Source organism: Streptomyces sp. NPDC008086 (assembly GCF_042957325.1).
In the GTDB taxonomy this organism is placed as follows: domain Bacteria; phylum Actinomycetota; class Actinomycetes; order Streptomycetales; family Streptomycetaceae; genus Streptomyces.
Map to the genome: position 1 here is coordinate 144,952 of NZ_JBIBIA010000004.1, position 26,422 is coordinate 171,373.

The 26,422-nt window shown below is 68.8% G+C and carries 31 protein-coding genes, 1 tRNA gene, 1 pseudogene and 1 riboswitch; of the genes and pseudogenes, 23 read left to right on the plus strand and 10 right to left on the minus strand.

Annotated elements, in window-relative coordinates; genetic code table 11:
• Positions 1 to 44: 44 nt before the first annotated feature.
• Positions 45 to 296, minus strand: a complete 252-nt coding sequence (locus tag ACFZBP_RS14860) for a hypothetical protein (protein WP_383454982.1) — start codon at positions 294 to 296, stop codon at positions 45 to 47.
• A gap of 398 nt (positions 297 to 694) precedes the next feature.
• On the opposite strand from ACFZBP_RS14860, the gene ACFZBP_RS14865 reads away from it, so the two are divergent.
• Both ACFZBP_RS14865 and ACFZBP_RS14870 read left to right on the plus strand, forming a co-directional pair.
• Entirely contained in the window at positions 695 to 3,040 is a 2,346-nt protein-coding gene (locus ACFZBP_RS14865) for an immune inhibitor A domain-containing protein (RefSeq protein WP_383454980.1), read from the plus strand.
• 134 nt (positions 3,041 to 3,174) lie between these two features.
• Positions 3,175 to 3,519 carry a hypothetical protein gene (locus ACFZBP_RS14870; RefSeq protein WP_383454978.1) on the plus strand — a complete coding sequence of 115 codons (345 nt, stop codon included), beginning with the start codon at positions 3,175 to 3,177 and terminating at the stop codon, positions 3,517 to 3,519.
• Positions 3,520 to 3,642: 123 nt separating this feature from the next.
• Here the strand turns inward: ACFZBP_RS14870 and ACFZBP_RS14875 are convergent, their stop codons facing one another.
• Both ACFZBP_RS14875 and ACFZBP_RS14880 read right to left on the minus strand, forming a co-directional pair.
• Positions 3,643 to 4,233, minus strand: coding sequence for an isochorismatase family protein (locus tag ACFZBP_RS14875; protein WP_383454975.1), 591 nt, complete (start codon positions 4,231 to 4,233; stop codon positions 3,643 to 3,645).
• A gap of 138 nt (positions 4,234 to 4,371) precedes the next feature.
• Positions 4,372 to 5,778: a nicotinate phosphoribosyltransferase gene (locus tag ACFZBP_RS14880; RefSeq protein WP_391413257.1), complete on the minus strand. Its 1,407-nt coding sequence runs from the start codon at positions 5,776 to 5,778 to the stop codon at positions 4,372 to 4,374.
• A gap of 120 nt (positions 5,779 to 5,898) precedes the next feature.
• Here ACFZBP_RS14880 and clpS point away from each other — a divergent pair, with 120 nt between their 5' ends.
• Both clpS and ACFZBP_RS14890 read left to right on the plus strand, forming a co-directional pair.
• Complete coding sequence (gene clpS, locus ACFZBP_RS14885) at positions 5,899 to 6,216, plus strand: ATP-dependent Clp protease adapter ClpS (RefSeq protein WP_030053518.1); 318 nt, start codon at positions 5,899 to 5,901, stop codon at positions 6,214 to 6,216.
• 41 nt (positions 6,217 to 6,257) lie between these two features.
• Positions 6,258 to 6,866, plus strand: coding sequence for a DUF2017 family protein (locus ACFZBP_RS14890; protein WP_391413260.1), 609 nt, complete (start codon positions 6,258 to 6,260; stop codon positions 6,864 to 6,866).
• Between the two features lie 69 nt (positions 6,867 to 6,935).
• Here ACFZBP_RS14890 and ACFZBP_RS14895 read toward each other — a convergent pair whose 3' ends face one another.
• Entirely contained in the window at positions 6,936 to 7,280 is a 345-nt protein-coding gene (locus ACFZBP_RS14895; RefSeq protein ID WP_391413262.1) for a hypothetical protein, read from the minus strand.
• 497 nt (positions 7,281 to 7,777) lie between these two features.
• On the opposite strand from ACFZBP_RS14895, the gene ACFZBP_RS14900 reads away from it, so the two are divergent.
• From ACFZBP_RS14900 to ACFZBP_RS14920, 5 genes are all read left to right on the plus strand, one after another.
• Positions 7,778 to 9,211: an amino acid permease gene (locus tag ACFZBP_RS14900; protein WP_391413264.1), complete on the plus strand. Its 1,434-nt coding sequence runs from the start codon at positions 7,778 to 7,780 to the stop codon at positions 9,209 to 9,211.
• Positions 9,212 to 9,346: 135 nt separating this feature from the next.
• Positions 9,347 to 9,769, plus strand: coding sequence for a M67 family metallopeptidase (locus ACFZBP_RS14905; RefSeq protein WP_328881364.1), 423 nt, complete (start codon positions 9,347 to 9,349; stop codon positions 9,767 to 9,769).
• Between the two features lie 108 nt (positions 9,770 to 9,877).
• Positions 9,878 to 9,973 carry a putative leader peptide gene (locus ACFZBP_RS14910; RefSeq protein ID WP_316959376.1) on the plus strand — a complete coding sequence of 32 codons (96 nt, stop codon included), beginning with the start codon at positions 9,878 to 9,880 and terminating at the stop codon, positions 9,971 to 9,973.
• Between the two features lie 116 nt (positions 9,974 to 10,089).
• Positions 10,090 to 10,368, plus strand: a complete 279-nt coding sequence (locus ACFZBP_RS14915) for a MoaD/ThiS family protein (protein ID WP_062720946.1) — start codon at positions 10,090 to 10,092, stop codon at positions 10,366 to 10,368.
• A 5-nt stretch (positions 10,369 to 10,373) separates the two neighbouring features.
• Positions 10,374 to 11,324 carry a PLP-dependent cysteine synthase family protein gene (locus ACFZBP_RS14920; protein WP_383454960.1) on the plus strand — a complete coding sequence of 317 codons (951 nt, stop codon included), beginning with the start codon at positions 10,374 to 10,376 and terminating at the stop codon, positions 11,322 to 11,324.
• Between the two features lie 54 nt (positions 11,325 to 11,378).
• Here ACFZBP_RS14920 and ACFZBP_RS14925 read toward each other — a convergent pair whose 3' ends face one another.
• Positions 11,379 to 11,840 (minus strand): type II toxin-antitoxin system PemK/MazF family toxin, encoded by a 462-nt coding sequence (locus tag ACFZBP_RS14925; protein WP_383454957.1) that lies wholly within the window; start codon positions 11,838 to 11,840, stop codon positions 11,379 to 11,381.
• A 121-nt stretch (positions 11,841 to 11,961) separates the two neighbouring features.
• Between ACFZBP_RS14925 and ACFZBP_RS14930 the strand changes: the two genes are divergently transcribed.
• From ACFZBP_RS14930 to ACFZBP_RS14945, 4 genes and pseudogenes are all read left to right on the plus strand, one after another.
• Positions 11,962 to 12,153, plus strand: a complete 192-nt coding sequence (locus ACFZBP_RS14930; RefSeq protein WP_383454955.1) for a hypothetical protein — start codon at positions 11,962 to 11,964, stop codon at positions 12,151 to 12,153.
• 33 nt (positions 12,154 to 12,186) lie between these two features.
• A complete protein-coding gene (locus ACFZBP_RS14935) occupies positions 12,187 to 12,396 on the plus strand; it encodes a hypothetical protein (RefSeq protein WP_383454952.1) in 210 nt (69 codons plus the stop codon).
• 117 nt (positions 12,397 to 12,513) lie between these two features.
• A pseudogene (locus ACFZBP_RS14940) lies at positions 12,514 to 12,696 on the plus strand (hypothetical protein); the annotation flags it as partial.
• A gap of 266 nt (positions 12,697 to 12,962) precedes the next feature.
• The gene (locus tag ACFZBP_RS14945) at positions 12,963 to 13,715 is read left to right on the plus strand and encodes an MBL fold metallo-hydrolase (protein WP_383454832.1); all 753 of its coding nucleotides are present in this window, start codon (positions 12,963 to 12,965) and stop codon (positions 13,713 to 13,715) included.
• A gap of 140 nt (positions 13,716 to 13,855) precedes the next feature.
• On the opposite strand, the gene ACFZBP_RS14950 is transcribed toward ACFZBP_RS14945, so the two are convergent.
• Together ACFZBP_RS14950 and ACFZBP_RS14955 are read right to left on the minus strand one after the other, a co-directional pair.
• Positions 13,856 to 15,121: a PTS transporter subunit EIIC gene (locus ACFZBP_RS14950; RefSeq protein ID WP_391413271.1), complete on the minus strand. Its 1,266-nt coding sequence runs from the start codon at positions 15,119 to 15,121 to the stop codon at positions 13,856 to 13,858.
• Positions 15,122 to 15,320: 199 nt separating this feature from the next.
• Positions 15,321 to 16,610, minus strand: coding sequence for a PTS transporter subunit EIIC (locus ACFZBP_RS14955; RefSeq protein ID WP_383454828.1), 1,290 nt, complete (start codon positions 16,608 to 16,610; stop codon positions 15,321 to 15,323).
• Positions 16,611 to 16,737: 127 nt separating this feature from the next.
• Here ACFZBP_RS14955 and ACFZBP_RS14960 point away from each other — a divergent pair, with 127 nt between their 5' ends.
• The 4 genes from ACFZBP_RS14960 to rdgB all read left to right on the plus strand — a co-directional run bounded on the left by ACFZBP_RS14960 (position 16,738) and on the right by rdgB (position 19,131).
• Entirely contained in the window at positions 16,738 to 16,971 is a 234-nt protein-coding gene (locus ACFZBP_RS14960; RefSeq protein ID WP_030943649.1) for a glucose PTS transporter subunit EIIB, read from the plus strand.
• Between the two features lie 112 nt (positions 16,972 to 17,083).
• Positions 17,084 to 17,839 carry a ribonuclease PH gene (gene rph, locus ACFZBP_RS14965; RefSeq protein WP_383454826.1) on the plus strand — a complete coding sequence of 252 codons (756 nt, stop codon included), beginning with the start codon at positions 17,084 to 17,086 and terminating at the stop codon, positions 17,837 to 17,839.
• A 150-nt stretch (positions 17,840 to 17,989) separates the two neighbouring features.
• The gene (locus ACFZBP_RS14970) at positions 17,990 to 18,394 is read left to right on the plus strand and encodes a hypothetical protein (protein ID WP_383454823.1); all 405 of its coding nucleotides are present in this window, start codon (positions 17,990 to 17,992) and stop codon (positions 18,392 to 18,394) included.
• 131 nt (positions 18,395 to 18,525) lie between these two features.
• On the plus strand, positions 18,526 to 19,131 hold the full coding sequence (gene rdgB / locus ACFZBP_RS14975) for an RdgB/HAM1 family non-canonical purine NTP pyrophosphatase (protein WP_383454821.1): 606 nt from the start codon (positions 18,526 to 18,528) through the stop codon (positions 19,129 to 19,131).
• Positions 19,132 to 19,155: 24 nt separating this feature from the next.
• On the opposite strand, the gene ACFZBP_RS14980 is transcribed toward rdgB, so the two are convergent.
• Positions 19,156 to 19,242: transfer RNA gene (locus ACFZBP_RS14980), tRNA-Leu, on the minus strand.
• A 39-nt stretch (positions 19,243 to 19,281) separates the two neighbouring features.
• Entirely contained in the window at positions 19,282 to 19,749 is a 468-nt protein-coding gene (gene bcp, locus ACFZBP_RS14985; protein WP_383454818.1) for a thioredoxin-dependent thiol peroxidase, read from the minus strand.
• Positions 19,750 to 19,844: 95 nt separating this feature from the next.
• Between bcp and ACFZBP_RS14990 the strand changes: the two genes are divergently transcribed.
• The 3 genes from ACFZBP_RS14990 (at position 19,845) to ACFZBP_RS15000 (ending at position 21,069) form a co-directional block, all read left to right on the plus strand.
• A complete protein-coding gene (locus ACFZBP_RS14990) occupies positions 19,845 to 20,174 on the plus strand; it encodes a DUF3618 domain-containing protein (RefSeq protein ID WP_217214687.1) in 330 nt (109 codons plus the stop codon).
• A 54-nt stretch (positions 20,175 to 20,228) separates the two neighbouring features.
• Positions 20,229 to 20,585, plus strand: a complete 357-nt coding sequence (locus tag ACFZBP_RS14995; RefSeq protein ID WP_062703335.1) for a co-chaperone GroES — start codon at positions 20,229 to 20,231, stop codon at positions 20,583 to 20,585.
• A gap of 60 nt (positions 20,586 to 20,645) precedes the next feature.
• A riboswitch (guanidine-III (ykkC-III) riboswitch) is annotated at positions 20,646 to 20,715 on the plus strand.
• A 33-nt stretch (positions 20,716 to 20,748) separates the two neighbouring features.
• On the plus strand, positions 20,749 to 21,069 hold the full coding sequence (locus ACFZBP_RS15000; protein WP_391413277.1) for an SMR family transporter: 321 nt from the start codon (positions 20,749 to 20,751) through the stop codon (positions 21,067 to 21,069).
• Between the two features lie 16 nt (positions 21,070 to 21,085).
• On the opposite strand, the gene ACFZBP_RS15005 is transcribed toward ACFZBP_RS15000, so the two are convergent.
• Positions 21,086 to 23,491 (minus strand): transglycosylase domain-containing protein, encoded by a 2,406-nt coding sequence (locus ACFZBP_RS15005; RefSeq protein ID WP_391413280.1) that lies wholly within the window; start codon positions 23,489 to 23,491, stop codon positions 21,086 to 21,088.
• 236 nt (positions 23,492 to 23,727) lie between these two features.
• Between ACFZBP_RS15005 and ACFZBP_RS15010 the strand changes: the two genes are divergently transcribed.
• The 3 genes from ACFZBP_RS15010 to ACFZBP_RS15020 all read left to right on the plus strand — a co-directional run bounded on the left by ACFZBP_RS15010 (position 23,728) and on the right by ACFZBP_RS15020 (position 26,404).
• The gene (locus ACFZBP_RS15010; protein WP_391414089.1) at positions 23,728 to 24,528 is read left to right on the plus strand and encodes an ABC-2 family transporter protein; all 801 of its coding nucleotides are present in this window, start codon (positions 23,728 to 23,730) and stop codon (positions 24,526 to 24,528) included.
• A 106-nt stretch (positions 24,529 to 24,634) separates the two neighbouring features.
• Positions 24,635 to 25,399: an ABC-2 family transporter protein gene (locus tag ACFZBP_RS15015; RefSeq protein WP_391414091.1), complete on the plus strand. Its 765-nt coding sequence runs from the start codon at positions 24,635 to 24,637 to the stop codon at positions 25,397 to 25,399.
• Positions 25,400 to 25,408: 9 nt separating this feature from the next.
• Complete coding sequence (locus tag ACFZBP_RS15020) at positions 25,409 to 26,404, plus strand: ATP-binding cassette domain-containing protein (RefSeq protein WP_391413282.1); 996 nt, start codon at positions 25,409 to 25,411, stop codon at positions 26,402 to 26,404.
• The last annotated feature ends 18 nt before the right edge of the window (positions 26,405 to 26,422 follow it).

Consider the following 26,422-nt stretch of genomic DNA (forward strand, 5'->3'; position numbering starts at 1 on the left):
GCGGCCGTACGACCGGCACAGGGCCGGCGTACGACCGACCCGCGTCAGGACTGCGTCAGTACGGGTTCCTCCGCCTGTGCGCGTTCGGTGGGAGCGGGCTTGCGGACCGCCACCACGCGGGGCTTCTTCGGCATGGGCACCGTCATGGCGACCAGCAGCCCGAGCAGCAGCGCCGCGACGGCGATGACCGCGATCCCCACACCCGAACTCGTCTGTGACAGCAGCAGCATGGCGAGCGTCGAGAAGATCACGGTGCACGAGCCGTAAGCGAGCTGTGCGGCAGTCGGACGAGGCATGATCATCGTGTCCTCGGAATCAGGGGTGCACGGGGGTCTCGGCCTGGCTTTCCGCCGACGTCCGGGCGTTCCGCCATCCGACTCTAACCGCGTGCATGCCCGAGAGGAACAAACCGTAAGCGTGACCTAACCAACAGTGCCGGTGCACAGGGGGCGCACGGAGTCATCTCGTCCAACAGGTGGACGGCGCGACGCGCCCGTCGTCGAAAGGTGGTTGTCCGCTAAATGAACATCAACTCCGCATAGTGCAATTGACCTGTCCAAGTCAAGGTCTGTTTTTTCTGCTTAACCTCTAGTCAAATGTCGTCACTTGACTACACGCGTTGATCAGGCGCCCGCGGAACCTCCAGGACCAGGAACCCTTCCTTCCGCGCGCCCGGACGCGGGGGAGGAAGCAAGTGACCAGTAGACCCTGGACGTTCAGAACGGCGGCAACCGCCGTCGCGCTCACGACAGCGGCGGCGACGTTCTCGACCTTCGCGGTGGCTCAGGCCGACGAAGGCGCGCCGGCGTCCGTGGAGCGGCACGACCCGGCGGAGCACACTCACGCCGACCACAACCTCGACGGCCCCATGAGCCGGACGCAGGCGGCCCAGCGCGAGGAGGCCCTGAACCAGGTCATATCCGGCCGGAGCAAGGTCACCAAGCGCGACGGCTCGCAGGTCGTCGAGCTCAAGAGCAAGAAGGGCGACAGCAAGTACGTCGAGCTGGGCCGCGAGAAGACCGACAAGATCTTCACGATCCTGGTCGAGTTCGGCGACCAGATCAGCGAGTTCGGCGGCACGCCCGGCCCGGCCCACAACCAGATAGCCGAGCCCGACCGCAAGAAGGACAACTCGACCGCCTGGCAGGCGGACTACAACAAGAAGCACTTCGAGGACCTCTACTTCGGCACCGGCAAGAAGACCGAGTCGCTGAAGAAGTACTACGAGAAGCAGTCCTCGGGCCGCTACTCGGTCGAGGGCGAGGTCACCGACTGGGTCAAGGTCCCCTACAACGAGGCCCGCTACGGCAACAACGCCTGCGGTGACACCAACTGCGCCAGCGTGTGGAACGTCGTCAGCGACGGTCTGAACGCGTGGGTCGCCCAGCAGAAGGCGGCTGGGCGGACCGACGCCGAGATCAAGGCGGACGTCACACAGTTCGACCAGTGGGACCGCTACGACTTCGACGGCGACGGCGACTTCAACGAGGCCGACGGCTACATCGACCACTTCCAGATCGTGCACGCCGGTGAGGACGAGTCCGCGGGCGGCGGCGCCCAGGGCACCGACGCGATCTGGGCCCACCGCTGGTACGCGTTCGGCACGGACGCCGGTGCCACCGGCCCCGCGAACAACAAGCTGGGCGGCGCGCAGATCGGCTCCACCGGCATCTGGGTCGGCGACTACACCGTCCAGCCGGAGAACGGCGGCCTCGGCGTCTACGCCCACGAGTACGGCCACGACCTCGGTCTGCCGGACCACTACGACACCGCCGGCGGCGAGAACTCCACCGGCTTCTGGACGCTGATGTCCTCCGGTTCCTGGCTGGGCACCGGCAAGAAGGAGATCGGTGACCTGCCCGGCGACATGACCGCCTGGGACAAGCTGCAGTTGGGCTGGCTCAACTACGACACGGCCAAGGCCGCGACGACGTCCGAGCACAAGCTGGGCCTGGCCGAGTACAACACCCGGCACAAGCAGGCCCTCGTGGTCAACCTGCCCAAGAAGGCCGTCACCACCGAACTCGTCCCGCCCGCCCAGGGCGCGACCCAGTGGTGGAGCGGCAGCGGCAACAACCTGAAGAACACGCTGAGCCGTTCCGTCGACCTGACCGGCAAGTCCTCCGCCAGCCTCACCCTCGACGGCTGGTGGGACATCGAGAAGGGCTACGACTACCTCTACACCGAGGTGTCGACCGACGGCGGCGCCAACTGGACGGCGATCGACGGCACCGCGAACGGCAACCCGATCAGCCGTGACGGCAGCGACAAGCCCGCGCTCGACGGCACGGTGGACGCGTACCAGAAGCTCGTCTACCCGCTGGACGCCTACGCCGGCAAGAAGATCGACCTGCGCTTCCGCTACGCGACCGACGGCGGCCTGGCGATGAAGGGCTTCGCGGCCGACCGCATCACGGTCACCGCCGACGGCTCCGCGGTCTTCTCGGACGACGTGGAGAGCGTGGACAACGCCTGGACGGCGACCGGCTTCTCGCGCATGGGCGCCTCGTTCACCAAGGACTACGCGCAGTACTACATCGCCGAGAACCGTCAGTACGTGTCGTACGACAAGACCCTGAAGACGGGCCCGTACAACTTCGGCTTCACGACGACCCGTCCGGACTGGGTGGAGCACTACGCCTACCAGAACGGCCTGTTGATCTGGAAGTGGGACACCTCCCAGGCGGACAACAACACCAGTCAGCACCAGGGTGTCGGTCTGATCCTCCCGGTCGACTCCCACCCGACGCCGCTGAAGTGGTCCGACGGCACGCTGATGCGCAACCGCATCCAGTCCTACGACTCGCCGTTCAGCACGTACCGCACGGACGGCATGACGCTGCACAACGCGGACGTCGCGACCCGGATCCCGTCGCGTGCCGGGGTGCCGGTCTTCAACGACCACACCAGCACGTACTACAGCGCCGAGACGCCCACCGCGGGTGTCAAGATCACTGACACCAACACCAAGATCAAGATCATCAAGGAGCCGCGCGATGGCTCGACGATCACGGTCGAGGTCGGCGCCGCAGTGAAGTAAACGGCATATTCGCAGGTCAGAGCGTGATCGGCGGCAACCCTCTTGGCGGGTTGCCGCCGATCGTGTTTAGGTGCACCCTGTGTTTCCGTTATTGACACCGACATCGACACCGACTCGCACGGGGGTGTGACCGCATGGCCGCAGGAGGTTTCTGCAAGCTGCCGACCGGCAGCGTCGTGGTGGCTCTGAACCTGCCCAGACCCACCGCCGACGGCACGGGCAGCGTCCGTGTCCTCGTCCACGCCCAGAACCGCGCCCGAGCCCTGACCAGGCTCCGCAACCTCGGCATGCGCGCGGTCTACCTACGCGGCAACGCCGCCCCACCGTCGCCCGACGAGATCACGGCCGTCCTGCACCACCCCGACGGCCTGATATGGCGAACGGCCCCTGACAACGGTGTCGTACCCGGCCCGGAACTGATGCAGGAGCTGTGGCACCCGATCAGGGCACTACTGCGAAGGCCCGCGGCCACGCCCTGAGCGCCGCGCCGGGGCCGTACCCCTGCGCGGCGACCGCAACGGCCCAGGGGCGCGGGGAACTGCGCGACCAGCCACCATGGCGCCGCAGCCGCCGGACGGCCGGACCAGGCACCCCGTGCAGCGCTACGCGACCACGGGCTTCCCGGTCAGCTCGACCCCCGCCTCGCGCATCTCCTCCAGCGCCCGCTCCGTCGTCTCGGAAGCCACCCCGGCCGTCAGATCCAACAGCACCTGCGTACGGAACCCCTCCCGCACCGCATCCACGGCAGTGGCCCGCACACAGTGGTCCGTCGCGATCCCCACCACGTCCACCTCCGAGACGTCCCGCGCCCGCAGCCAGTCCGCCAGCCGCACCCCGTTCTCGTCGGCCCCCTCGAACCCGCTGTACGCCGCCGCGTACGCCCCCTTGTCGAACACGGCGTCGATCGCGCCGGAGGCGACCGCGGGGGCGAAGTTCGGGTGGAACCCGACACCCTCCGTCCCGGCGACGCAGTGCGCCGGCCAGGAGTGGGCGAAGTCGGGATTCGTGGAGAAGTGACCGCCGGGCGCGATGTGGTGATCGCGGGTGGCGACGACGTGCTGGTAGCCGGACCCGGCCGCCTGCCCGATCAGCTCGGTGACAGCGGCGGCCACATCGGCACCGCCGGCCACCGCGAGGCTGCCCCCCTCGCAGAAGTCGTTCTGCACATCTACGACGATCAAGGCGCGGCGCATGGTCGGTGTCCTTCGGTTATGGACGCTGAGGTCGGGACGGTGGAAAAGGGTGCTGGCCCGGCCGTGAACTTCCGAGCCTAGAGACTTCGGGTGCGCTGCGGGAGGGGGCATGGCGCGCGCACGCCGGGCGCGCTCGCCTTACGCCCCCGTCCGGTCACCCGAGCGCCCGTTGACATACTCGGTCGGGATGACAGGCTCGCCGCGCGAGAGCTGCGTGGCGGACAGCGGCAGATTCGCGCGAGCGGCCGTGTGCCGGTCCCGTACGACGTCCAGCGGCTCACGGGCCACCACGTCGCCGCCCTTGATCAGCCGCACCAGCAGCTGCCGCTCGGCGAGCCCGTCCGGAACCGGCCCCGTGCCGACGACCTCGGCCTCGGCGACGCCGTACTCGTCGAGGCGCCGCGCGGCCCACTTGCGGCCGCCGATGGACGTCTTCCCGCCGCTCGACTTCTTCGCCACCGGCACCAGCGGCGCCGTAGCGTCCCCGGCCTCGGCGCGGGCGACCAGCTTGTAGACCATCGAGCAGGTCGGATGCCCCGACCCGGTCACCAGCTGGGTGCCGACGCCGTACGCGTCCACCGGCGCCGCGGCCAGCGAGGCGATGGCGTACTCGTCCAGGTCGGAGGTCACGATGATCTTCGTGCCGGTGGCGCCCAGCTCGTCCAGCTGCTGCCGGACCCGGTGCGCGACCAGCAGCAGGTCGCCCGAGTCGATGCGCACGGCGCCCAGCTCGGGCCCGGCGACCTCCACGGCCGTACGGACCGCCTCGGCGACGTCGTAGGTGTCCACCAGCAGCGTGGTGCCGCGGCCCATGGAGTCGACCTGGGCCTGGAAGGCGTCGCGCTCGCGGTCGTGCAGCAGGGTGAAGGCGTGGGCGCTGGTGCCGACGGTGGGGATGCCGTAGCGGAAGCCGGCGGCGAGGTCGGAGGTCGAGGTGAAGCCGCCGAGGTAGGCGGCCCTGGACGCGGCCACCGCGGCCAGCTCGTGGGTGCGGCGGGCGCCCATCTCGATGAGCGGGCGCTCCCCGGCGGCCGACGCCATCCGGGAGGCGGCCGCGGCGATCGCGGAGTCGTGGTTGAGGATGGAGAGGATCACCGTCTCCAGCACCACGCACTCGGCGAAGGTGCCCTCGACCCGCATGATCGGCGAGCCCGGGAAGTAGACCTCGCCCTCGGGGTAGCCCCAGACGTCGCCGGAGAAGCGGTAGTCCGCGAGCCACTTCAGGGTCTGCTCGTCGAGGATGTTCCGCTCGCGCAGGAAGCCGAGGACGTCGGCGTCGAAGCGGAAGTTCTCGACGGCGTCCAGAACCCGGCCGGTGCCGGCCACGACGCCGTAGCGCCGCCCCTCGGGCAGCCGCCGGGTGAAGACCTCGAAGACGCTGCGCCGCTCGGCGGTGCCGGCCTTCAGGGCGGCCTGAAGCATCGTGAGCTCGTACTGATCCGTGAAGAGCGCCGTCGAGGGAACGCCCACCCGTCGCCCACCACCGCCCTTCTGAGGAAGCGCTTCGCGCCCTTCTTCTGGCAGCCCAAGGTCCGCTGTGTTCATGACGGGGATGGTACCCCCATTTCGTCAGTCTGACGATTTGTGGGGTCGAGCTCACAGTCGAGGTCACAACGGGCGCCCTTGCGCAGCCCGTTTGTGCGACCACGCCCCTCGGGTGGCAGCATGGGCTCTGTGACGTCACCCGCACCCCTGGAGATCGAACGCACCGAGTCGGCGGAGGAGGTCTTCGCCGTCCCCGAGCCGGACGTCCCCTGGGTCACGATCGTCCACAACGACCCGGTCAACCTCATGAGCTATGTGACCTACGTCTTCCAGTCCTACTTCGGCTACACCAAGGACAAGGCGACCAAGCTCATGCTCGACGTCCACCACAAGGGCCGGGCGGTCGTCTCCAGCGGTACCCGCGAGGAGATGGAGCGCGACGTGCAGGCCATGCACGGCTACGGTCTGTGGGCCACCCTCCAGCACGACCGCAAGTGACCCGTACGCCCGCGCAGGACCGGAAGTAGCGAATCGTCCCTATGCCAGGAACCTTCGAACCGCTCCCCGGCGGCGGCGCGGCCGTCGCCCTCGACGACGTCGAGATCTCCATCATCCGGTCGCTGGCCGTCCAGCTCCTGGAACTCATCGGCCCCGGCCCCGCCGAGGAGGCCCCCGACGACCCGCTCGCCGAGCTGTTCGCCGAGGGCCCGAGCGAGCCGCCCGCCGACCCGGTCCTCAGGCGCCTGTTCCCGGACGCGTACAGCGATCCCGAGGGGGCACCGCAGGCCAAGGAGGCCGAGGAGCAGAAGGCGTACTCCGCGGAGTTCCGCCGCTACACCGAGAACGACCTGCGGGCCGGCAAGCGCGACAACGCGCTCGCGGTGGTCCGTTCCCTGGACGAGCTCAGCTCCGCCTCCGCCGGTGAGGGCGGCGCGGTGCTCAAGCTCTCCCCGGGGGAGTCCCAGCGGTGGCTCGGCGCCCTCAACGACCTGCGCCTCGCCATCGGGTCCCGGCTGGAGATCACCGATGAGGACGACACCGACCTGCTCTACCGGCTGCCGGACGAGGACCCGCGCAAGCCGATGGTGATGGCGTATCTGTGGCTGGGCGGGCTCCAGGAGACGCTGGTCGCGACGCTCATGCCGTGAAGTCTGCGCGGGACGGCCAGTGGGCCCTGCCGTCCACCGGCAGGGCCCACTGGCCGTCGTTCGGCTCACTCAGTTCAGCAACGCGGTGATGCAGCCGGTCGCTCCCGCACCCACGGCCTGCTTGGCGACCTTGCTCGCCAGATCCTTGTTGAACCTGCCGACGACCAGCGAGATTGCGGCTCCGACCGACGCGTTGACGAGGCACTTCTTCGTCTTCTTGCTCATCTTGAGTCCGCCGACCAGCAGCGCGCAGGACTCCTTGTCGCCGTAGTGGCACTTGCTGGCGGCGATGTCCTGCCAAGTGTCGATCCTGGGCGTCCGCGATGCCGAGCCGTGCTGCGGCTGGGCGACGGCCGGTGCGGCCCCCAGGGCCAGCGAGCCGAGTACGGCGAGGGCGACGATCTTGAGCTTCATTGGTGTTCCCCTGATGGTGGTGCGTGGTGCGAGCCCGCGGTGGCGGTCGACCACCGCTGGTCAGCGGCCCGCGCCGAGCACGCTAGGAGCGTTGGCATGTGCAAGGCCAGAAAATTGATCAAGATCTGAGGAAGGTGCAGGCCTCGGGGCGGGGACGGTTTTGTTCATTTGTTAACTGTTTGCGATTCACTGCCTGTTCGCTCAGGGGATGCTCAGATCCGAATAACGATCCAGTCACCGCTCAGGCTCCTTGTGCGGCGGTTTGTGCCTCATATCCGGATCTCCTTGTGGCGTGTGCCACGCCGCTCCGGTCGATCACTGCAACGGCCGTGATAGATCTTCTCGACCGCCCGCGGACGCCACCCCTGTCCACGGGGGGCGCCACCATGCCGGCGGATCGTCGGCTCGGCACCGCTCCATCCACATCCGGGGGGATCGTGACCCGATCCGGGGCCGCTTCGCAGGCTCGGATCGCCATGGAGAAAGGCGCACCATCCATGACCTCAGTGCAGGTCGACAAGCATCGTGACGGCGACGGGGTCGGCGGTGCCGCGACGCAGGACGGCGAGGGGTATCAGCGCGGGCTAGGGGCCCGGCAGATCCAGATGATCGCCATCGGCGGTGCCATCGGTACCGGCCTGTTTCTCGGTGCGGGCAAGGGCATCTCCAAGGCCGGGCCCAGTCTGATCCTCGCGTATGCCATCGCGGGCCTCGTGATCTTCTTCATCATGCGGGCGCTCGGCGAACTGCTGCTGTACCGCCCCGTCTCCGGCTCCTTCGCGGACTACGCCCGTGAGTTCATCGGTCCGTTCGCGGGGTTCGTCACCGGTTGGACGTACTGGCTGTTCTGGGTCGTCACCGGCATCACCGAAGTCACCGCCGCGGCTGCCTACATGACGTACTGGTTCGACATGCCGCAGTGGGTCTCGGCACTGATCTTCACCGTCATCCTCTACGGCGCCAATCTGATCTCCGTGAAGCTCTTCGGTGAGCTGGAGTTCTGGTTCTCGATGGTCAAGGTCACTGCGATCATCGGCATGATCCTCATCTGCGCGGGCATCCTGACGCTCGGCTTCTCGGACGCCGGCGACACCGCTTCCGTGACCCACCTGTGGAGCGAAGGCGGATTCTTCCCGCACGGTATCGGCAGCACGCTGATGACCTTGCAGATGGTGATGTTCGCCTTCCTCGCCGTCGAGCTGGTCGGCGTCACCGCGGGCGAGTCCAAGGACCCCAGGACCGTGCTGCCCAAGGCGATCAACACCGTGCCGTGGCGTATCGCCGTCTTCTACGTCGGCGCCCTGATCATGATCCTCTCGGTGGTGCCCTGGACCCACTTCCAGCCCGGCATCAGCCCCTTCGTGGCCGCCTTCGAGAAGATGGGCCTCGCCGCCGGCGCGGGCATCGTGAACTTCGTCGTCCTGACCGCCGCCCTGTCGTCCTGCAACTCCGGCATGTACTCCACCGGCCGCATGCTGCGCAATCTCGCGCTCAACAACCAGGGGCCGAAGCTCTTCACCCGGCTCACGAAGAACGGCCTGCCGCTGGCGGGCACCACGTTCTCCGCCGCGCTGATGCTGGTCGGCGTCTGGATCAACTACCAGTGGCCGGGCAAGGCGTTCGACTACGTGGTGTCCTTCGCGACCATCTCCGGCATGTGGGCCTGGATCGTCATCCTGATCTGCCAGCTTCGCTACCGCGCCAAGGCCGACCGCGGGGAACTGCCCCGGTCCGAGTTCCGGACGCCCGGCGCCCCCGTCACCAGCTGGTTCGCGCTCGCCTTCATCGGCATGGTGATCGTGCTGATGGGCATCGACAAGGACGCCCGTATCTCGCTGTACTGCGCACCGCTGTGGGCGCTGATCCTCGGCGTCTCCTACCTGGTGCTCAAGCGCCGCAATCCGCAGGCCGCGGCGTTCAAGAAGCGCTGACGAAGCCTCACCGAGGACGTCCAGCAGAGCGGGGCACTCGTGGTGCCCCCTTCCGCTGCCGCTCAGGCGTCCGGTATGTGGGCCGCCCCGTACCACCCTTCGGTACGGGGCGGCCCTCTGCTTATCCTGACCGACATGCTGACCATCACCCAGGCCCTCGTCGACCAGATCGTCGCCCATGCGCGCAAGGACCACCCCGACGAGGCGTGCGGCGTCGTCGCGGGGCCGGCCGGCTCGGACCGTCCCGAGCGCTTCATCCCGATGCTGAACGCCGCGATGTCGCCCACGTTCTACGAGTTCGACTCCGGAGACCTGCTCAAGCTCTACCGCGAGATGGACGACCGCGACGAGGAGCCCGTGGTCATCTACCACTCCCACACGGCCACCGAGGCCTACCCGTCGCGCACCGACATCTCCTACGCCAACGAGCCCGGCGCGCACTACGTCCTCGTCTCCACCGCCGACACCGACGGTCTCGGCGAGTTCCAGTTCCGCTCCTTCCGGATCGTCGACGGCGAGGTGACCGAGGAGGAGGTCAAGGTCGTCGAGGCGTACTGAGCCCGCGACGGCCGACCTGAACAGCGCGGTCTCACTCTGCGGCCCTCATCCGTCCGCGATGTGGGATCACATTCCAAAAGCCGGACCGGGAATCGATACGATGACCCCATGGTTTTCCACGACGTGAGCGAAAAGACGCCGGGCATGCTGCTCGTGGCGCGGCTGCACGTCGACCTGTGCAGGCTCGCCAGCGCCATCTGTTGACGCGACACCCTGCCGCCGTACGGCCGTGAGCCGCGGCGCTGCACCACGCACCACCCCTGCTGCACTTGCGCTGCCGCGCGCCCCCGACTGACTACTCCCGACAGGAGCCCTGAGCCATGGCCATCGAGGTCCGCATCCCCACCATCCTCCGCACCTACACCGACGGTCAGAAGGCCGTGGAGGGCAACGGGGGCACCCTCGCCGAGCTGTTCACCGACCTCGAGACCCGGCACACGGGCATCCAGGCCCGCATCGTGGAGGGCGAGCAGCTGCGCCGTTTCGTCAACGTCTACCTGAACGACGAGGACGTCCGCTTCCTCGACGGCATCAACACCAAGCTCGCCGACGGCGACAACGTCACGATCCTGCCGGCCGTGGCCGGCGGCATGGCCTGATCCGGATGCGTTACGACTCCCCGTTGGCCGCGGTGGGCAACACCCCCCTGGTGTGCCTGCCGCGGCTGTCGCCGTCCGCCGACGTCCGGATCTGGGCCAAGCTGGAGGACCGCAACCCCACCGGCTCGGTCAAGGACCGCCCGGCCCTGCACATGATCGAGCAGGCGGAGAAGGACGGCCGTCTGACGCCCGGCTGCACCATCCTGGAGCCCACCTCCGGCAACACCGGCATCTCCCTGGCGATGGCGGCGAAGCTCAAGGGCTACCGGATCGTGTGCGTGATGCCCGAGAACACCTCGCAGGAGCGCCGGGACCTGCTCGCCATGTGGGGCGCGGAGATCATCTCCAGTCCGGCGGCGGGCGGCTCCAACACCGCCGTACGGGTGGCCAAGGAGCTCTCCGCCGAGCACCCCGACTGGGTGATGCTCTACCAGTACGGCAACCCGGACAACGCGGGTGCCCACTACGCCACGACCGGCCCGGAGATCCTCACCGACCTCCCCTCGGTCACCCACTTCGTCGCCGGCCTCGGCACCACCGGCACCCTGATGGGCGTCGGCCGCTACCTGCGCGAGCACAAGCCGGACGTCAAGATCGTCGCCGCCGAGCCCCGCTACGACGACCTGGTCTACGGCCTGCGCAACCTCGACGAGGGCTTCGTACCCGAGCTGTACGACGCCTCCGTCCTGACCACCCGCTTCTCGGTCGGCTCGGCCGACGCGGTCACCCGCACCCGCGAACTCCTCCAGCAGGAGGGCATCTTCGCGGGCATCTCCACCGGGGCCGCGCTGCACGCCGCGATCGGCGTCGGAAAGAAGGCGCTGACGGCGGGGGAGTCCGCCGACATCGTGTTCGTCGTGGCCGACGGCGGCTGGAAGTACCTCTCGACCGGCGTCTACACGGCCGCCACGACGGAGGCGGCCATCGAGACCCTGCAGGGACAGCTCTGGGCGTGAGCCGTCCTGGGCGACTCGGGGCCCGCGAGGCCCTGACGGGCGAGTGACGGCGCCCTACGCGAGGTGACGGACCTGGTCCCACACGACCGGGTCCATCACCCCCACCCGCCGCCGGAAGTCCGACACCGGTACGTCCCGCAGCTCGCCCGTCTCCAGGAAGCTCGCCCGCCCCCGGGTGTCCCCGACGGAGCCCGGCGGCAACGGGATCACGCCGTGGCGCTCGTCCCGGTACTTGCTGGTGATCTTGGCGACGGTGACCCGCTGCCCGCGCACCGCGAGCACCAGACACGGCCGGTCCTTGGCGCCCGGCCCGTCCTCGTACGGCACGTTCGCCCACCAGATCTCCGCAGGAGCGGGACGAGTACCCGCGCGCCCCCGCGAACGCCCCGCGGGCCGCCCCGGCGGCCGACCGCGCCGCCCCTTCGGCCGACGCCCGCGCCCCCACCCGTCGACGAGCGTGGCGACCAGCGCCAGCAGCACCACCGCCGCGAGCGCGAGCCACCATGACGTGTCCATACGCACGAAGGTACCGGCGCCCGCAGTCCCGCGCGCCTTCTCTCCCCGCACCGATGTTCCCTCGGTCGGACGCCCGGGGCGGGCGCACACTGGAATCACCACCCCGAAGAAGCTGATCACGATGACTCTCCGCACCATCGCCCATCACCTCGGTCTCCCTGTCCGGCGCGACCCGCAGGAGGTCGCGAAGATCGTCGAGGGACTCCGCCCCAACCTGGGCGAGCTTCCTGACGACAAGCGGGAGCGGCTCGCCGCCGAGTGGACCAAGGTCCTCAGCGAACGGCACTGGCATCGGCCCTACCTTCGGGACTGAGTGCCGCGTCCTCTGCGTGAAGAAGTGATCACCATGGACAGCGAAGACCAAGGACTCGGGTTCGCAGAGGAGATCGATCCGGCGTTGGCGAAGATCCTCGGTGACATCCGGGACTACTGCGAGACCGCGCCGCCCGAGGAGGCTCTCGATCTGATCGACAAGTGCAGGATGGTGGTGGCTCTCTACCGCGATCTCCGGCAGCTGGACGGCGGGGTGGCCGACCAGCCGGGGTCAGGCTGGTAGCTCCGTGAGGGACACCGAGGAACAGCGCCGGGACTCTTGAGGACCTGCTTCCCATGCCAGAGGACGTACTCGACGTCTATGGCGGGCCGTCCGGGCCGGGGCGTCGCGACCGGGCGGTCATGGAGTGCGTTCATGCGGCGCATCAAGGAACTGGGCGCGCAGGGCGTGGTGTTCGCCGACGACCCGAACGAGGGAGACATCCTCGGCAACGTACGTCCCCGCCCGATGCCGGCGGGGCGGGGGATCTTCGTGTCGCGACGGCGTGGAAAGCTGCTGGTGCAGACAGGGCTCATCGCAGAGACCCAAGACCGCGGCGGCCCGGCTGGGACACCCGCGAGGCCGTCGAGGAGTTCCTGGCCGAGGCCGCGTGATGTGCCCTCGGATCTTGGTCGAACAGCTGAACCCCAGGTAACCCGGATGGCAGCGCCGCACAGGTGAGTTCGCCCACAACAGCCCTTGGCGGAGGAGCGACCGGAGGTTTTGCGCCTTACGCTCGACAAACCGCACGACCCCCGACGCCAAACTTCTCGATCTTCTCATTTTCCGCCAGCGGAGGTTTCTGTTTCATGAAGCTCACCGTCGTCGGCTGCTCGGGGTCGTTCCCGTCCGCGGAATCGGCCTGCTCGAGCTACCTCGTCGAGGCCGACGGCTTCCGGCTGCTTCTCGACATGGGCAACGGCGCCCTGGGCGAGTTGCAGCGCCACTGCGGTCTCTACGACCTTGACGCGATCTTCCTCAGCCACCTGCACGCCGACCACTGCATCGACATGTGCGCGTACTTCGTCGCGCGCTACTACCGGCACGACGGCGGCCGCTGCGACCCGATCCCGGTCTACGGACCCGAGGGCACGGAACAGCGCCTGACCACCGCCTACGCCGACACCCCCACCGCCTCGTCCATGAGCGAGGTCTTCGACTTCCACACGGTCAAGCCGTCCACCTTCGAGATCGGCCCGTTCACCGTGCACACGGAACGCGTGGCCCACCCGGTGGAGGCGTACGGCATCCGGATCGAGCACGCCGGGAAGATCCTGACCTACTCCGGTGACACGGGCATCAGCACGGCCCTGGACGAACTCGCCCGCGACGCCGACCTGTTCCTGTGCGAGGCCGCTTTCACGCACGGCAAGGAGAACATCCCCGACCTGCACCTCAACGGCCGTGAGGCGGGTCAGACCGCGGCCCGCGCAGGCGCTCGGCGCATGGTCCTCACCCATATCCCGCCGTGGACCGACCCCCAGGTCAACCTCGCCGACGCGCGCGAGGTCTACGACGGTCCGGTGGCGCTCGCGGCACCCAGGCAGACGTACGAGATCTAGCCGGCGCGACGTCGGAAGCCGGACGGTCGCGAGCCGGACGGTGGTGAACGGCCCGTACGGGGTTCAGGCCCGTATGTGCGGGAAGGCCCCGGAACCATCCCGGTTCCGGGGCCTTCGCCGTTGCTCGTGGGCCGTTCGGCCTACTTCGCCTCCGCCTTCTGGAGCTCGGCGAGTTCCTCGTCGGACTCGCGGCCCGGCGTCGGCAGATTGAACCTGGTGATCGCGAACCGGAAGATCACGTAGTAGACCACCGCGAAGCACAGGCCCACCAGGGCCAGGCCCCACGGGTTGGTCGCGATGCCCAGGTTCAGGCCGAAGTCGACCGCGCCGGCCGAGAAGCCGAAGCCGTCCTTCATGCCCAGCGCCCAGGTGAGAGCCATCGAGACGCCGGTGAGGACCGCGTGGATGGCGTACAGGACCGGCGCGATGAACATGAACGTGAACTCGATGGGCTCGGTCACGCCGGTGACGAAGGACGTCAGCGCGAGGGAGAACATCATGCCGCCGACGACCTTGCGGCGCTCCGGGCGGGCGCAGTGGACGATCGCCAGACAGGCGGCCGGCAGCGCGAACATCATGATCGGGAAGAAGCCGGTCATGAACTGTCCGGCGCTCGGGTCACCGGCCAGGAAGCGGGCGATGTCGCCTTGCTTGCCGTTGTACTCGCCCGCCTGGAGCCACGGGAAGGAGTTGAGCAGGTGGTGCATGCCGACCGGGATCAGCGCACGGTTGGCGACACCAAAGATACCGGCGCCGACCGCCCCCGAACCGACCAGCCACTCACCGAAGTTGTGCAGACCGGCGCCGAGGACAGGCCAGATGTAGCCGAACACGATGCCGATGAGCAGGCCCGCGAAGGCGGAAAGGATCGGGATCAGACGCCGACCACCGAAGAAGCCCGCCCAGTCCGGCAGCTTGGTGCGGTAGAAGCGCTGGTAGAGGAGGGCGACGACGATGCCTATGACCACGCCGCCGAGGACACCGGCGTCGACCGGCTTGTCCACCATGACGATCTTGTCGCCGACGACCGTGGCCACCTTGGTGAGGTTCGGGTCGGTGAACGTGGCGAGCACGTTCTTGAAGACCAGGTATCCGACCACGGCCGCGAGCGCCGTCGAGCCGTCCGACTTCTTCGCGAAGCCGATCGCGATGCCGACGGCGAACAGCAGTGCCATGTTGTCGAGGATCGCGTTGCCGCCGGCCGCCATGAAGCCGGCGATCTTCGTGAGGAACGTGGGGAGCCCGGGGTCGCCGAGCATGTCCTCGTTGCCGAACCGGACCAGAAGGGCGGCGGCGGGCAGGACCGCCACCGGCAGCATCAGGCTGCGGCCGATGCGCTGCATCACAGCCATCGCGGCGGCGCCCTTTTTCTTGTCGGCCGCCGGAGCGGCGCTGGCCGTGGTCACAACTTCCTCCAGGGGGTCCCCCCGGCCTTAGGCTGGGGAAGAGGGCATGGCGCCGCCCGGGGACAGGAAGGAGGCGGCGGCGTCTGGTCTACACCACTCAGTGGTGTAGACCTGTTGTAGCACGGTGGGGGCGATATAAGGAACCCGTGAAATCCGCGACCGGAGTGCTACGCGTAGTGCCCGATTCAGAGGACCTCGGTCAGCCCTTCGTGACGTCCTCGACCTCTTCCTCCGGTTCCCTGCCCGGGGTCTTGAGATCGAACTTCGTGATCGCGAAACGGAAGACCGCGTAATAGACGACGGCGAAGCAGAGGCCGATCGGGATGATGGCCCAGGGTTTCGTGGCCAGTTGCCAGTTGATGATGTAGTCGATCAGTCCGGCCGAGAAGCTGAACCCGTCGTGGACCCCCAGCCCCCAGGTCACGGCCATGGAGACGCCCGTCAGCAGGGCGTGCACCGCGTACAGCAGCGGGGCGATGAACAAGAACGAGTACTCGATCGGTTCCGTGATGCCCGTGACGAACGACGTCAGCGCCACCGACGTCATCAGGCCGGCGATCTCCTTGCGGCGGTGCGGCTTGGCGCAGTGGGTGATGGCGAGGGCCGCGGCCGGCAGCGCGAACATCATGATCGGGAAGAAGCCCGTGGTGAACAGGCCGGCGTTCGGGTCGCCCTGGAGGAACATGTTGATGTCGCCGTGCACGACCTCGCCGTCGGGCGTGGTGTAGCTGCCGAACTGGAACCAGATGGGCACGTTCAGGAACTGGTGCAGCCCGATCACCAGCAGCGCGCGGTTCGCGACGCCGAACACGCCCGCGCCCCAGGCGCCCAGGTCCCGCATCCAGTCGCTGAAGCTCTCCAGCGCGTCACCGATCGGCGGCCACACCCACAGGCACAGCACCGCGAACACGATCGCCACGAACGCCATGATGATCGGCACGAGCCGCCGCCCGTTGAAGAAGCCGAGCCAGTCCACCAGCTTGGTCCGGTGGTAGCGCTGCCAGAAGAAGGCCGCGAGCAGACCGATGACGATGCCGCCGAAGACGCCGGGGTTCTGGTACTCGTACTCCAGCCCTGTCACCTCGTTCGCGGCGCATCCGAGGGGGACGATCTCCTTCGTCCCGGGCGGGCAGTCCTCCGGGAACTCCTGGAGCACGCTGTAGTAGACGAGGAACCCCGTCACCGCCGCCAGTGCCGTCGAGCCGTCCGCCTTCTTCGCCATGCCGATGGCGACGCCGACGCAGAACAGCAGCGGCAGTCCGAGCGAGCTGTCGAGCAGCCCGCCGCCCGCGCCGTCCATCACCTTCGAGAGGTTGTCCCAGCCCAGGCCGTCCGCCCCGAACACGTCCGGCTGGCCGAGGCGGTTCAGGATGCCGGCGGCGGGCAGGACGGCGATGGGGAGCTGGAGGCTGCGACCCATCTTCTGCAGCCCCTGGAACGCGGCCTGCCACCGCCGGCGGGCGGGGGAGGTCTCGGTCTCGGCACTCATGGGTTGGCGACCGCCTGTCAGGTGGTGTAGACCAGTTACCGACGATTGGGTTGCTGTGACGTCATCCTTCGGTACGCACCACGCAACCGCTCGTACAGTTGGGCCAACAGTGCGTGAGGAGACCGAAATGGCCAGCAAGGCTGAGAAGATCGTCGCCGGGCTCGGCGGCATCGACAACATCGAGGAGATCGAGGGCTGCATCACCCGGCTCCGCACCGAGGTCAGCGACGCCTCGCTGGTCGACGAGACCGCCCTGAAGGCCGCCGGCGCCCACGGCGTCGTAAAGATGGGCACCGCCATCCAGGTCGTCATCGGCACCGACGCCGACCCGATCGCGGCGGAGATCGAAGACATGATGTGAAGCGCGGGCATCGTCCCGGGCTCCGGCCCCTGACGCCCCCCCGGCCGCAGACCTGAGGGCCCCTTCCGACCACGGGAGGGGCCCTTCCCCGCGGGGGGCTAGGCTCAGCGCCATGGCAGCTACCTCCTCAGTTTCCCGAATCGACGGCCGCATCCCCGGACAGCTCCGCCCGGTCACCATCGAACGCGCCTGGAGCAAGCACGCGGAGGGCTCCGTCCTCGTCTCCTTCGGCGACACGAAGGTCCTGTGCACCGCCTCCTTCACCGAAGGCGTCCCGCGCTGGCGCAAGGGCAGCGGCGAGGGCTGGGTCACCGCGGAGTACGCCATGCTGCCCCGCGCCACCAACACCCGCGGCGACCGCGAGTCCGTACGCGGCAAGATCGGCGGCCGCACTCACGAGATCAGCCGCCTCATCGGCCGCTCCCTGCGCGCGGTCATCGACTACAAGGCGCTCGGCGAGAACACGATCGTCCTCGACTGCGACGTCCTCCAGGCCGACGGCGGCACGCGTACGGCGGCCATCACCGGCGCCTACGTGGCGTTGGCGGACGCCGTCGCCTGGGCGCAGGGCAGGAAGCTGATCAAGGCCGGCCGCAAGCCGCTCACCGGCACCGTCAGCGCCGTCTCGGTCGGCATCGTCGGCGGCGTCCCGCTCCTCGACCTCTGCTACGAGGAGGACGTGAAGGCCGACACCGACATGAACGTCGTCTGCACCGGCGACGGCCGCTTCGTCGAGGTCCAGGGCACCGCGGAGGCCGAGCCCTTCGCCCGCGAGGAGCTCAACGCCCTGCTGGACCTTGCCGTTTCCGGCTGCGGGGAGCTGGCGGAACTCCAGCGCAAGGCACTTGATACCGTCCTCGAAAAGTAAAGGACGCACCAAGAACAGCCGCAGCTCCGGGCAACCGCGCGGCCCCGCGTGGCGTCATAACGGGTACGGGCGTACGGCACACCGCTGTACGCCCGGCCAGTGACCGACGGGGGCCCTGCGAGGCCTGGGAGCAGGGAGGGAACGTCAACCATGGCCACGAGCCGACGCCGCCGGAGCCGTATCACCACCATCGCCGCAGCCATCGCGGCGGTCGGACTGACGGCGGGGCTGACCACCGGCTGTGACGCCGTCAGCAAGGCGATGGACTGCGTCCAGACCGCCGACGCCATCGCCGACAGCGTCACCGAACTCCAGCAGGCCGTGGAGGGCGCCGCGAACGATCCGACGCAGCTCGAGGAGTCGCTGACCTCCATCGACAAGAACCTCGACAAGATCGGTGACAAGACGGACAACGCCGACGTCAACAAGGCGGTGGACGACCTTCAGACGGCGGTCACCAATGTCCGGGACGCGGTGAAGAACGGGGACGAGACGCCGGACATCAGCCCGGTGACGGATGCGGCGGGCGAGCTGACCAAGGTCTGTACGCCGTAGCCGCGCTGGCCGGCCGGGGCGTCTCGTGTGCCGGGTCCTCGTGGTGGGCGGCTGCGGGTTCGTTGTTGCTGGTCGCGCAGTTCCCCGCGCCCCTGAGGGGGGCGCCTGGCGCCCCCGGGATACTGGGCCCCATGACTCGTCTCATCCTTGCCACCCGGAACGCCGGAAAGATCACCGAGCTCCGCGCGATCCTCGCCGACGCAGGTCTCGATCACGACCTCGTCGGCGCGGACGCCTACCCGGAGATCCCCGACGTCAAGGAAACCGGCGTCACCTTCGCCGAGAACGCGCTGCTGAAGGCCCATGCGCTGGCCCAGGCGACGGGCCTGCCCGCCGTCGCCGACGACTCGGGGCTGTGCGTCGACGTGCTGAACGGCGCCCCCGGGATCTTCTCGGCGCGCTGGGCCGGGCGGCACGGCGACGACAAGGCGAACCTGGAGCTGCTGCTCGCCCAGCTGGGCGACATCGACGACGTCCACCGGGGCGCCCACTTCGCGTGCGCGGCGGCGCTCGCTCTGCCGGACGGTACGGAGCGGGTGGTGGAGGGTCAGCTCAGGGGCACCCTGCGGCACGCTCCCGTCGGTGGCAACGGGTTCGGGTACGACCCGATCCTCCAGCCGGAGGGCGAGAGCCGGACCTGTGCCGAGCTGAGCGCCGAGGAGAAGAACGCCATCAGCCACCGGGGCAAGGCCTTCCGGGCGCTCGTGCCGGTCGTACGGGAACTGCTCGCGCGGTAAGCGGCGATGCAGCGATGCAGAAAGTGGTGCGGCCGGAGGGACTCGAACCCTCACGGGTGTTACCCCACTGGGACCTAAACCCAGCGTGACTGCCAATTCCACCACGGCCGCGTGACCTTGCCCGGCCATGCTACTGGCCGGGCCGGGTGGTCAGATGCCCAGATCCTTGATGATCTTCGCCACGTGGCCGGTCGCCCGCACGTTGTACAGCGCCCGCTCGACCTTGCCCTCCTCGTCCACGACGATCGTGGAGCGGATGACACCCATGTAGGTCTTGCCGTAGTTCTTCTTCTCGCCGTAGGCGCCGTAGGACTCGGTGACCGTCTTCTCCGGGTCGGCGAGCAGCGTGACCTTCAGGGACTCCTGCTCGCGGAACTTGGCGAGCTTCTCCGGCTTGTCGGGGGAGACGCCGATGACGTCGTAGCCCGCGCCGGCCAGCAGCTCCAGGTTGTCCGTGAAGTCGCAGGCCTGCTTGGTGCAGCCGGGCGTCAGGGCCGCCGGGTAGAAGTACACGATGACCTTGCGGCCCTTGTGGTCCGACAGGGACACCTCGTTGCCGTCGGCGTCGGGCAGGGTGAAGGCGGGGGCCACGTCCCCCGGCTGGAGTCGCTCGCTCATCGAACCAGCGTAACCGGGGAGCCTGACAGTGCGGTCCGGCGTGGAGCTGACAGACTGTCCGGAAACAGCATCAGCTTCACTTCGGAGGCCGAACCGTGGCGGACACGTCGGACACCAGAACCCCGGCGCAGATCGAGGCGGACATCAAGGCCCGTCGCGCAGCCCTGGCCGAGACGCTCGACGAGATCGGGGTGCGGGTGCACCCGAAGACGATCGTCGGCGACGCCAAGGCCAAGGTCGTCTCGAACATCGATCACACGCTCGGACGTGCCTACGTCGGGGTCAACCGGGCCGTGAGCGACGTGCGGGCCAAGTTCACCGACGAGGAGGGCGCGCCCCGGCTGGAGCGGATCGTGCCCGTGGCCCTCGTCGCCGTCGGTCTCGTGGGCCTGCTGGCCCTCGGCACCCGGCGCCGCAAGGGCTGAGCCACGGCGGACCCGGCGGCGTACAAGGGTGGCAAAGGCAGGTAGGTTCAAGGCGTGAGCGCCAACAGAAACGAGCACAGCAGCCACCACGACAAGCTGCCCATCCGGATGCTGCACGACCGTGTACTCGTGCGGCAGGACACCAGCGAGGGCGAGCGGCGTTCCGGTGGCGGCATCCTGATCCCCGCCACCGCGGCCGTCGGCCGCCGGCTGGCCTGGGCCGAGGTCGTCGCGGTGGGGCAGAACGTACGGACCGTGGAGACCGGCGACCGGGTCCTGTACGACCCGGAGGACCGCGCCGAGGTCGAGGTGCGCGGGGTCGCCTACGTGCTCATGCGCGAGCGCGACCTGCACGCCGTGGCCGCGGACCGGTTCGAGGGAGCCGAGGACTCGACGGGGCTGTATCTCTGAGCTCTGTCGCTCGAGCGACGGTCGGAAGGGGCTGGTGGCTCTCGTCACCAGCCCCTTCTCCGTTTCTTTGCTAGCTTTGAAGGACCCCGACGAGACGCGCCGTACCGGGTGAAGGCAAAGACGACGCACCGCCAGGTTTCCGTCTTTGCGAAAGGTGCCCGTCATGGCCTGGGTCCTGCTCGTCGTCGCCGGTCTGCTCGAGGTCGGCTGGTCGGTCGGCATGAAGTACACCGACGGTTTCACCCGCCTCGTCCCGAGCGTGGTCACCGGCGCCGGCATCGTCGCCAGCATGGTGCTGCTGTCGTACGCCGCGAAGTCCCTGCCCATCGGTACCGCCTACGGCGTGTGGGTGGGCATCGGCGCGGCCGGCGCGGCGGTGGTCGGCATGGTGGTGCTGGGGGAGCCGGTCACCGCCGCGCGGATCTTCTTCGTCTGTCTGCTGCTGGTCGCCGTCGTGGGGCTGAAGGCGACCAGCGGTCACTGAGCCGGCCGCCCCGCGCTCACTGTCTGCGGGGCGTGCCCAGCGTCCCGGCCGTCGTTCCCGTCGTCCCTCCGCCGCCGGTGTCCGTACCGCCGGTGGAGGTGTCTCCGCCCGTGCCGCCGCCCGTGTCGGTGCCCCCGGTGGAGGTGTCTCCGCCCGTGCCGCCACCGGTGTCCGTGCCCCCGGTGTCGGTGCCCCCGGTCGTCGTGTCGCCCGTCGTACCGCCGTCGGTGGTCGTACCGCCGTTGTCGGTGCCGCCGGTCGTCGTGTCGCCCGTGGTGCCGCCGTCCGTCTGGCCCGGCGTCTCACCGCCCCCGGTCTGGCCCTCGGTGTCCTGACCCCCGGTCGTCGGGTCCCCGGTGGTACCGCCGTCGTTCTGGCCGCCGGTGCTCTGGTCGCCCTGCGTCGGGTCCGTCGTCGGGAACTGGGGCTCGTCGGCGCCCTCCTGGAGCTCCAGGTCGAAGTCGCGGACCGGCTGGCCCTTCAGCGCCGTCTTCGTGTACTGCGCCCAGATGTCGGTGGGCGCGCCACCGCCGTTGATGCGGTCGAGGCCCATCACGCCGTACAGCGACTTGTGCTTCGCCGTGACCGGGTCCTGGCCCATGACGGAGACGACGGTGGCCAGGTCGGGGGTGTAGCCGGCGAACCAGGCGGCGGTGTCCTCCTCCGCCGTACCGGTCTTGCCCGCGGCCGGACGGCCGGCGGCGAGGGCCGCGGTGGCGGTGCCGCTGTCGACGACGCTCTGCAGCACGGACGTCGTGGTGTCGGCGGCCTCGCGGCTGATGACCTGGGAGGTCTTGCGCTCCGGCAGCTCGATGACGTCGGCACCGTCCTTGGTCACCCGGTCGATCATGGTGTACGTGCCGTGCTTGCCGTGGTTGGCGAGCGTCGCGTAGGCCTCCGCCATGTCGAGGACGCTGGCCGTGGCCACGCCCAGCGCGATCGACGGGGACGGGTACAGCTCCGGGGTGCTGGTGGGCAGGCCGAGCTCGACCGCGGTGTCCTTCACCTTCTCCGGGCCCACGTCCACGGCCATCTGCGCGTACACCGCGTTGACGGAGCTGTTGGTGGCCGAGCGGACGGTGATGTCGCCGTAGGAGTGCTGGTCCTCGTTCTCGGGGTCGTAGGTCCCGCCGCTCCAGCCCTGCACCGGGCGCTTGTTGGTGCCGTCGTAGATCGTGTTCGGGGTGATCCGGCGGCCGTCCTGGGTGGTCGACTCGTTCTCCACGGCCGAGGTGAACACGAACGGCTTGAAGGTGGAGCCGACCTGGAAGTCCCGTCGGGTCGCGTTCGGGGTGTACTGCTTCACGTAGTCGATGCCGTTGTACATCGCGACGACCTTGCCGGTCTTCGGGTCGACGGAGGCGCCGCCCGCGCGGACGTAGTTGTCGACCTTGTTGTTCTTCTTGTCCAGCTTGGACATCAGCTGGTCGTTGACGGCGTCGACGAAGGCGTTCTGCTTGTCCTTCTGGAGCGTGGTGGTGATGCGGTAGCCACCGGCCTCCAGGGAGTCCTTGTCGACGATCTTGTTCTGGGTCAGGTAGTCCTTCACGATCTGCACGATGTAGCCGCGCTGACCGGAGAGGTTGGTGGAGGTCGAGGCCTCCTTCGGCATCGGGAACTTCATGCCCGTCCGCTCGGACTCGCTCAGCCAGCCCTTGGTGACCATGCCGTCCAGGACGTAGTTCCAGCGGGCCACCGCCGCGGACTTGTTCTCCGGGTGGGCGATGACGTCGTACTCGCTGGGCGCGTTGACCAGCGCGGCCAGATAGGCGGCGCGGGCCGGGTCGAGGTCCCCCGCGTCGATGCCGTAGTAGGCCTGGGCGGCGGCCTGGATGCCGTAGGCGTTACGGCCGAAGAAGCTGGTGTTGAGGTAGCCCTCGAGGATCTCGTCCTTGCTCTTCTCGCGGTCCAGCTTGATCGAGATGAAGAACTCCTTCACCTTGCGGGTGACCGTCTGTTCCTGACGCAGGTAGTAGTTCTTCACGTACTGCTGGGTGATCGTCGAGCCGGACTGCTTGCCCTTGCCGGTCGCCGTGTTCCAGGCGGCGCGCAGCATGGCCTTCGGGTCGATCGCGGACTCGGTGTAGAAGTCGCGGTCCTCGGCGGCCAGGATCGCGTGCTGGGAGGCCTTGGACATCTGCGCGAGCGTCACGTTCTCCCGGTTGACCTCGCCGTCACGGGCGATCACCGACCCGTCCGCGTACAGATAGACGTTGGCCTGCTTGGTCGCGAGGGCGTTGGCAGGCGGGATCTTGACCATGGAGTAGCCGAGGAAGAACAGGCCCGCGAGCAGCGTGACGCCGATGACGAAGGTGCCCAGCACCATCCGCCAGGTCGGGATGATCCGCCGCCAGCCCGTCCTCTTCGGCCGCTTGGGCTTTACGTTCGGCTGCTGCGCCTGCGGCTGCGGCTCGTCGCTCATCTCGTGCACGGACTCCTGTTTCGCGTCGTACGTTCCCGTACGCCTCGTACGCCTAATGCGCCCCCATTGCTGAAGACTCTCGCACCGGGCGTTCCGTTCCCGGAAACCGGAGCGTGTCCGCGGAAAGTGAGCAGACTCTCGTGCCGCGCCGCCCGGAAATCCCCTGGCAGCCCGTGCCTCGCGCGCACTAGGCTCCTGCGCTTCGGTGCCGGTGCGGGGCGAGGAGGGCTGTGGATGTGGGATCGGGGCGGTTGTACTTAGCCGTCGCTGTGGGCGGATTCAGAAGATACGCGACCTATCGGGCGGCGACGGCGGCCGGGGTGTTCACCAACACCGTCTTCGGCGTGATCCTCGTCTACACCTACCTGGCGCTGTGGGACGAGAAGCCGCATCTCGGCGGCTACGACCAGGCGCAGGCCGTCACCTACGTCTGGCTCGGACAGTGCCTCTACGCCACCCTGGCCATCCAGGGCGGCGGTGCCGAGAAGGACCTGATGGAGCGCATCCGCACGGGCGAGATCGCCGTCGACCTGTACCGGCCGGCCGATCTCCAACTGTGGTGGCTGGCGGGCGACGTGGGGCGGGCGTTGTTCCAGATGCTGGGACGCGGTGTGATCCCGTTCGTGTTCGGTGCCGTGTTCTTCCCGATGGCGCTGCCGACGGAGATCACCCCGTGGCTGGCCTTCGTGGTGACCCTGCTGCTCGCGACGCTCGTCAGCTTCGCCATCCGCTATCTGGCGGCCCTGAGCGTGTTCTGGCTCATGGACGGCATGGGCGTCAACCAGGCCCTGATGATCACCGGGATCTTCTTCTCCGGCATGGTGCTCCCCCTGAACGCCTTCCCGGGCGCCCTCGGCGAGATCGTCCGGGTGCTGCCGTGGGCGGCGCAGATCCAGATGCCGGCGGACGTGCTGATGGGGGAGACCGATCCCTGGCGGGCGTACGCCTTCCAGGCGGCGTGGGCGGTGGTGCTGCTGGCGGCCGGACGGCTGATGCAGTCGGCGGCGACGCGGCGGGTGGTGGTGCAGGGTGGTTGAGACGTCCGGAAGCAGGACGGCGCAGAAACCCGGAAGCCAGGTGGGCGAGACCTTCGGAGGGTCCAGGGCGGGCGAGGCGCTGCGGGCCTACCGGCTGATCGCCGGGATGTGGATCCGGTCCTCCATGACCTACCGCGCCTCCTTCGCCGTCACGGTCCTCGGCAACCTGCTGGTGACCGGCCTGGACTTCGTGGCGATCCTGCTGATGTTCTCGCAGGTCGACTCCCTGGGCGGCTGGTCGCTGCCCGAGGTCGCCTTCCTGTACGGGCTGTCGGCGACCGCGTTCGGGCTGGCCGACCTGACCTTCGGGTCGATGGACGTCCTGGGCGGCCGGATGCGCGACGGCTCCTTCGACATCCTGCTCGTGCGGCCCGCCCCGGTGCTCGCCCAGGTCGCTGCCGACCACTTCGCGCTGCGCCGGCTGGGCCGCATCACCCAGGGCGTGCTGGTGCTGGGCTGGGCACTGCTCACGGTCGACGTCGACTGGACCGCGGCGAAGGTGCTGCTGGTGCCGATGATGCTGGTCAGCGGCGGGGTGATCTTCTGCGCGCTGTTCGTGGCGGGCGCCGCCTTCCAGTTCCTGGCGCAGGACGCCGCGGAGGTGCAGAACGCGTTCACGTACGGCGGCACCACGCTGCTGCAGTACCCGCCGACCGTGTTCGGCAAGGACTTCGTGCGCGGGGTGACGTTCCTGCTGCCGCTCGCCTTCGTCAACTGGGTGCCGGCCGCCCATGTGCTGGGGCGGCCGTATCCGCTCGACCTGCCCCAGTGGGCGGCCTTCGCGTCGCCGCTGGTGGCGGCGGTGTGCTGTGTACTGGCCGGCTGGGCGTGGCGGGCCGGGCTGCGGTCGTATCGGAGTACGGGAAGTTAGGGGCAGGTCATGTCGGACGAGGCGTTCATCGAACTCGACGGTCTCGAGAAGGTCTTCGACGTACGCAAGAAGACCGGTTTCCTGAAGCGAGAGCGGCGGCAGGTACGGGCCGTCGACTCGATCTCCTTCACCGTGCCGCGCGGCGAGATGGTGGGCTACATCGGGCCGAACGGCGCCGGGAAGTCCACGACGATCAAGATGCTCACCGGCATCCTGACCCCGAGCGGCGGCCGGCTGCGCGTGGCCGGCATCGACCCGTCCCGCGAGCGCACCCGGCTCGCGCACCGCATCGGCGTCGTCTTCGGCCAGCGCACCACCTTGTGGTGGGACCTCCCGCTGCTCGACTCGTACAAGCTGATGCACCGCATGTACCGCATCCCGGACGCCCGTTACCGGGAGAACCTGGACCGCCTGGTCGAACTCCTCGACCTGTCCGCCCTGTTGGACGTCCCGGTGCGCCAGCTCTCCCTCGGGCAGCGGATGCGCGGCGACATCGCGGCGGCGCTGCTGCACGACCCGGAGGTGCTGTACCTCGACGAGCCGACGATCGGTCTGGACGTCATCTCGAAGGCCAGGGTCCGGGAGTTCCTGCGGGAGTTGAACGCGGAGCGCGGCACCACCGTGCTGCTGACCACGCACGACCTCCAGGACATCGAGCAGCTCTGCTCACGGGTGATGGTCATCGACCACGGGCGGCTGATGTATGACGGCCCGCTGGCCGGCCTGCACGAGGTGGGGGAGAGCGAGCGCGTCCTGGTCGTCGACCTGGAGCGCGAGCTGCCGCCGATCGAGGTGCCGCCCGCGCGCGTGGTGAAGGTGGACGGGCCGCGACAGTGGCTGGCGTTCCCGGCGGCCGAGTCGGCGGCGGTGCTGGTGGCGCGGGTCGCGGCGGAGAATCCGCTGGTGGACCTGTCGGTGCGGGAGCCGGACATCGAGACCGTGATCGCCAAGATGTACGCGGAGCAGGCGGAGCAGGCGGGGAACGCCGGGAAGGCGATCTCGTAGCCCTGTGGCGGGGTTGCT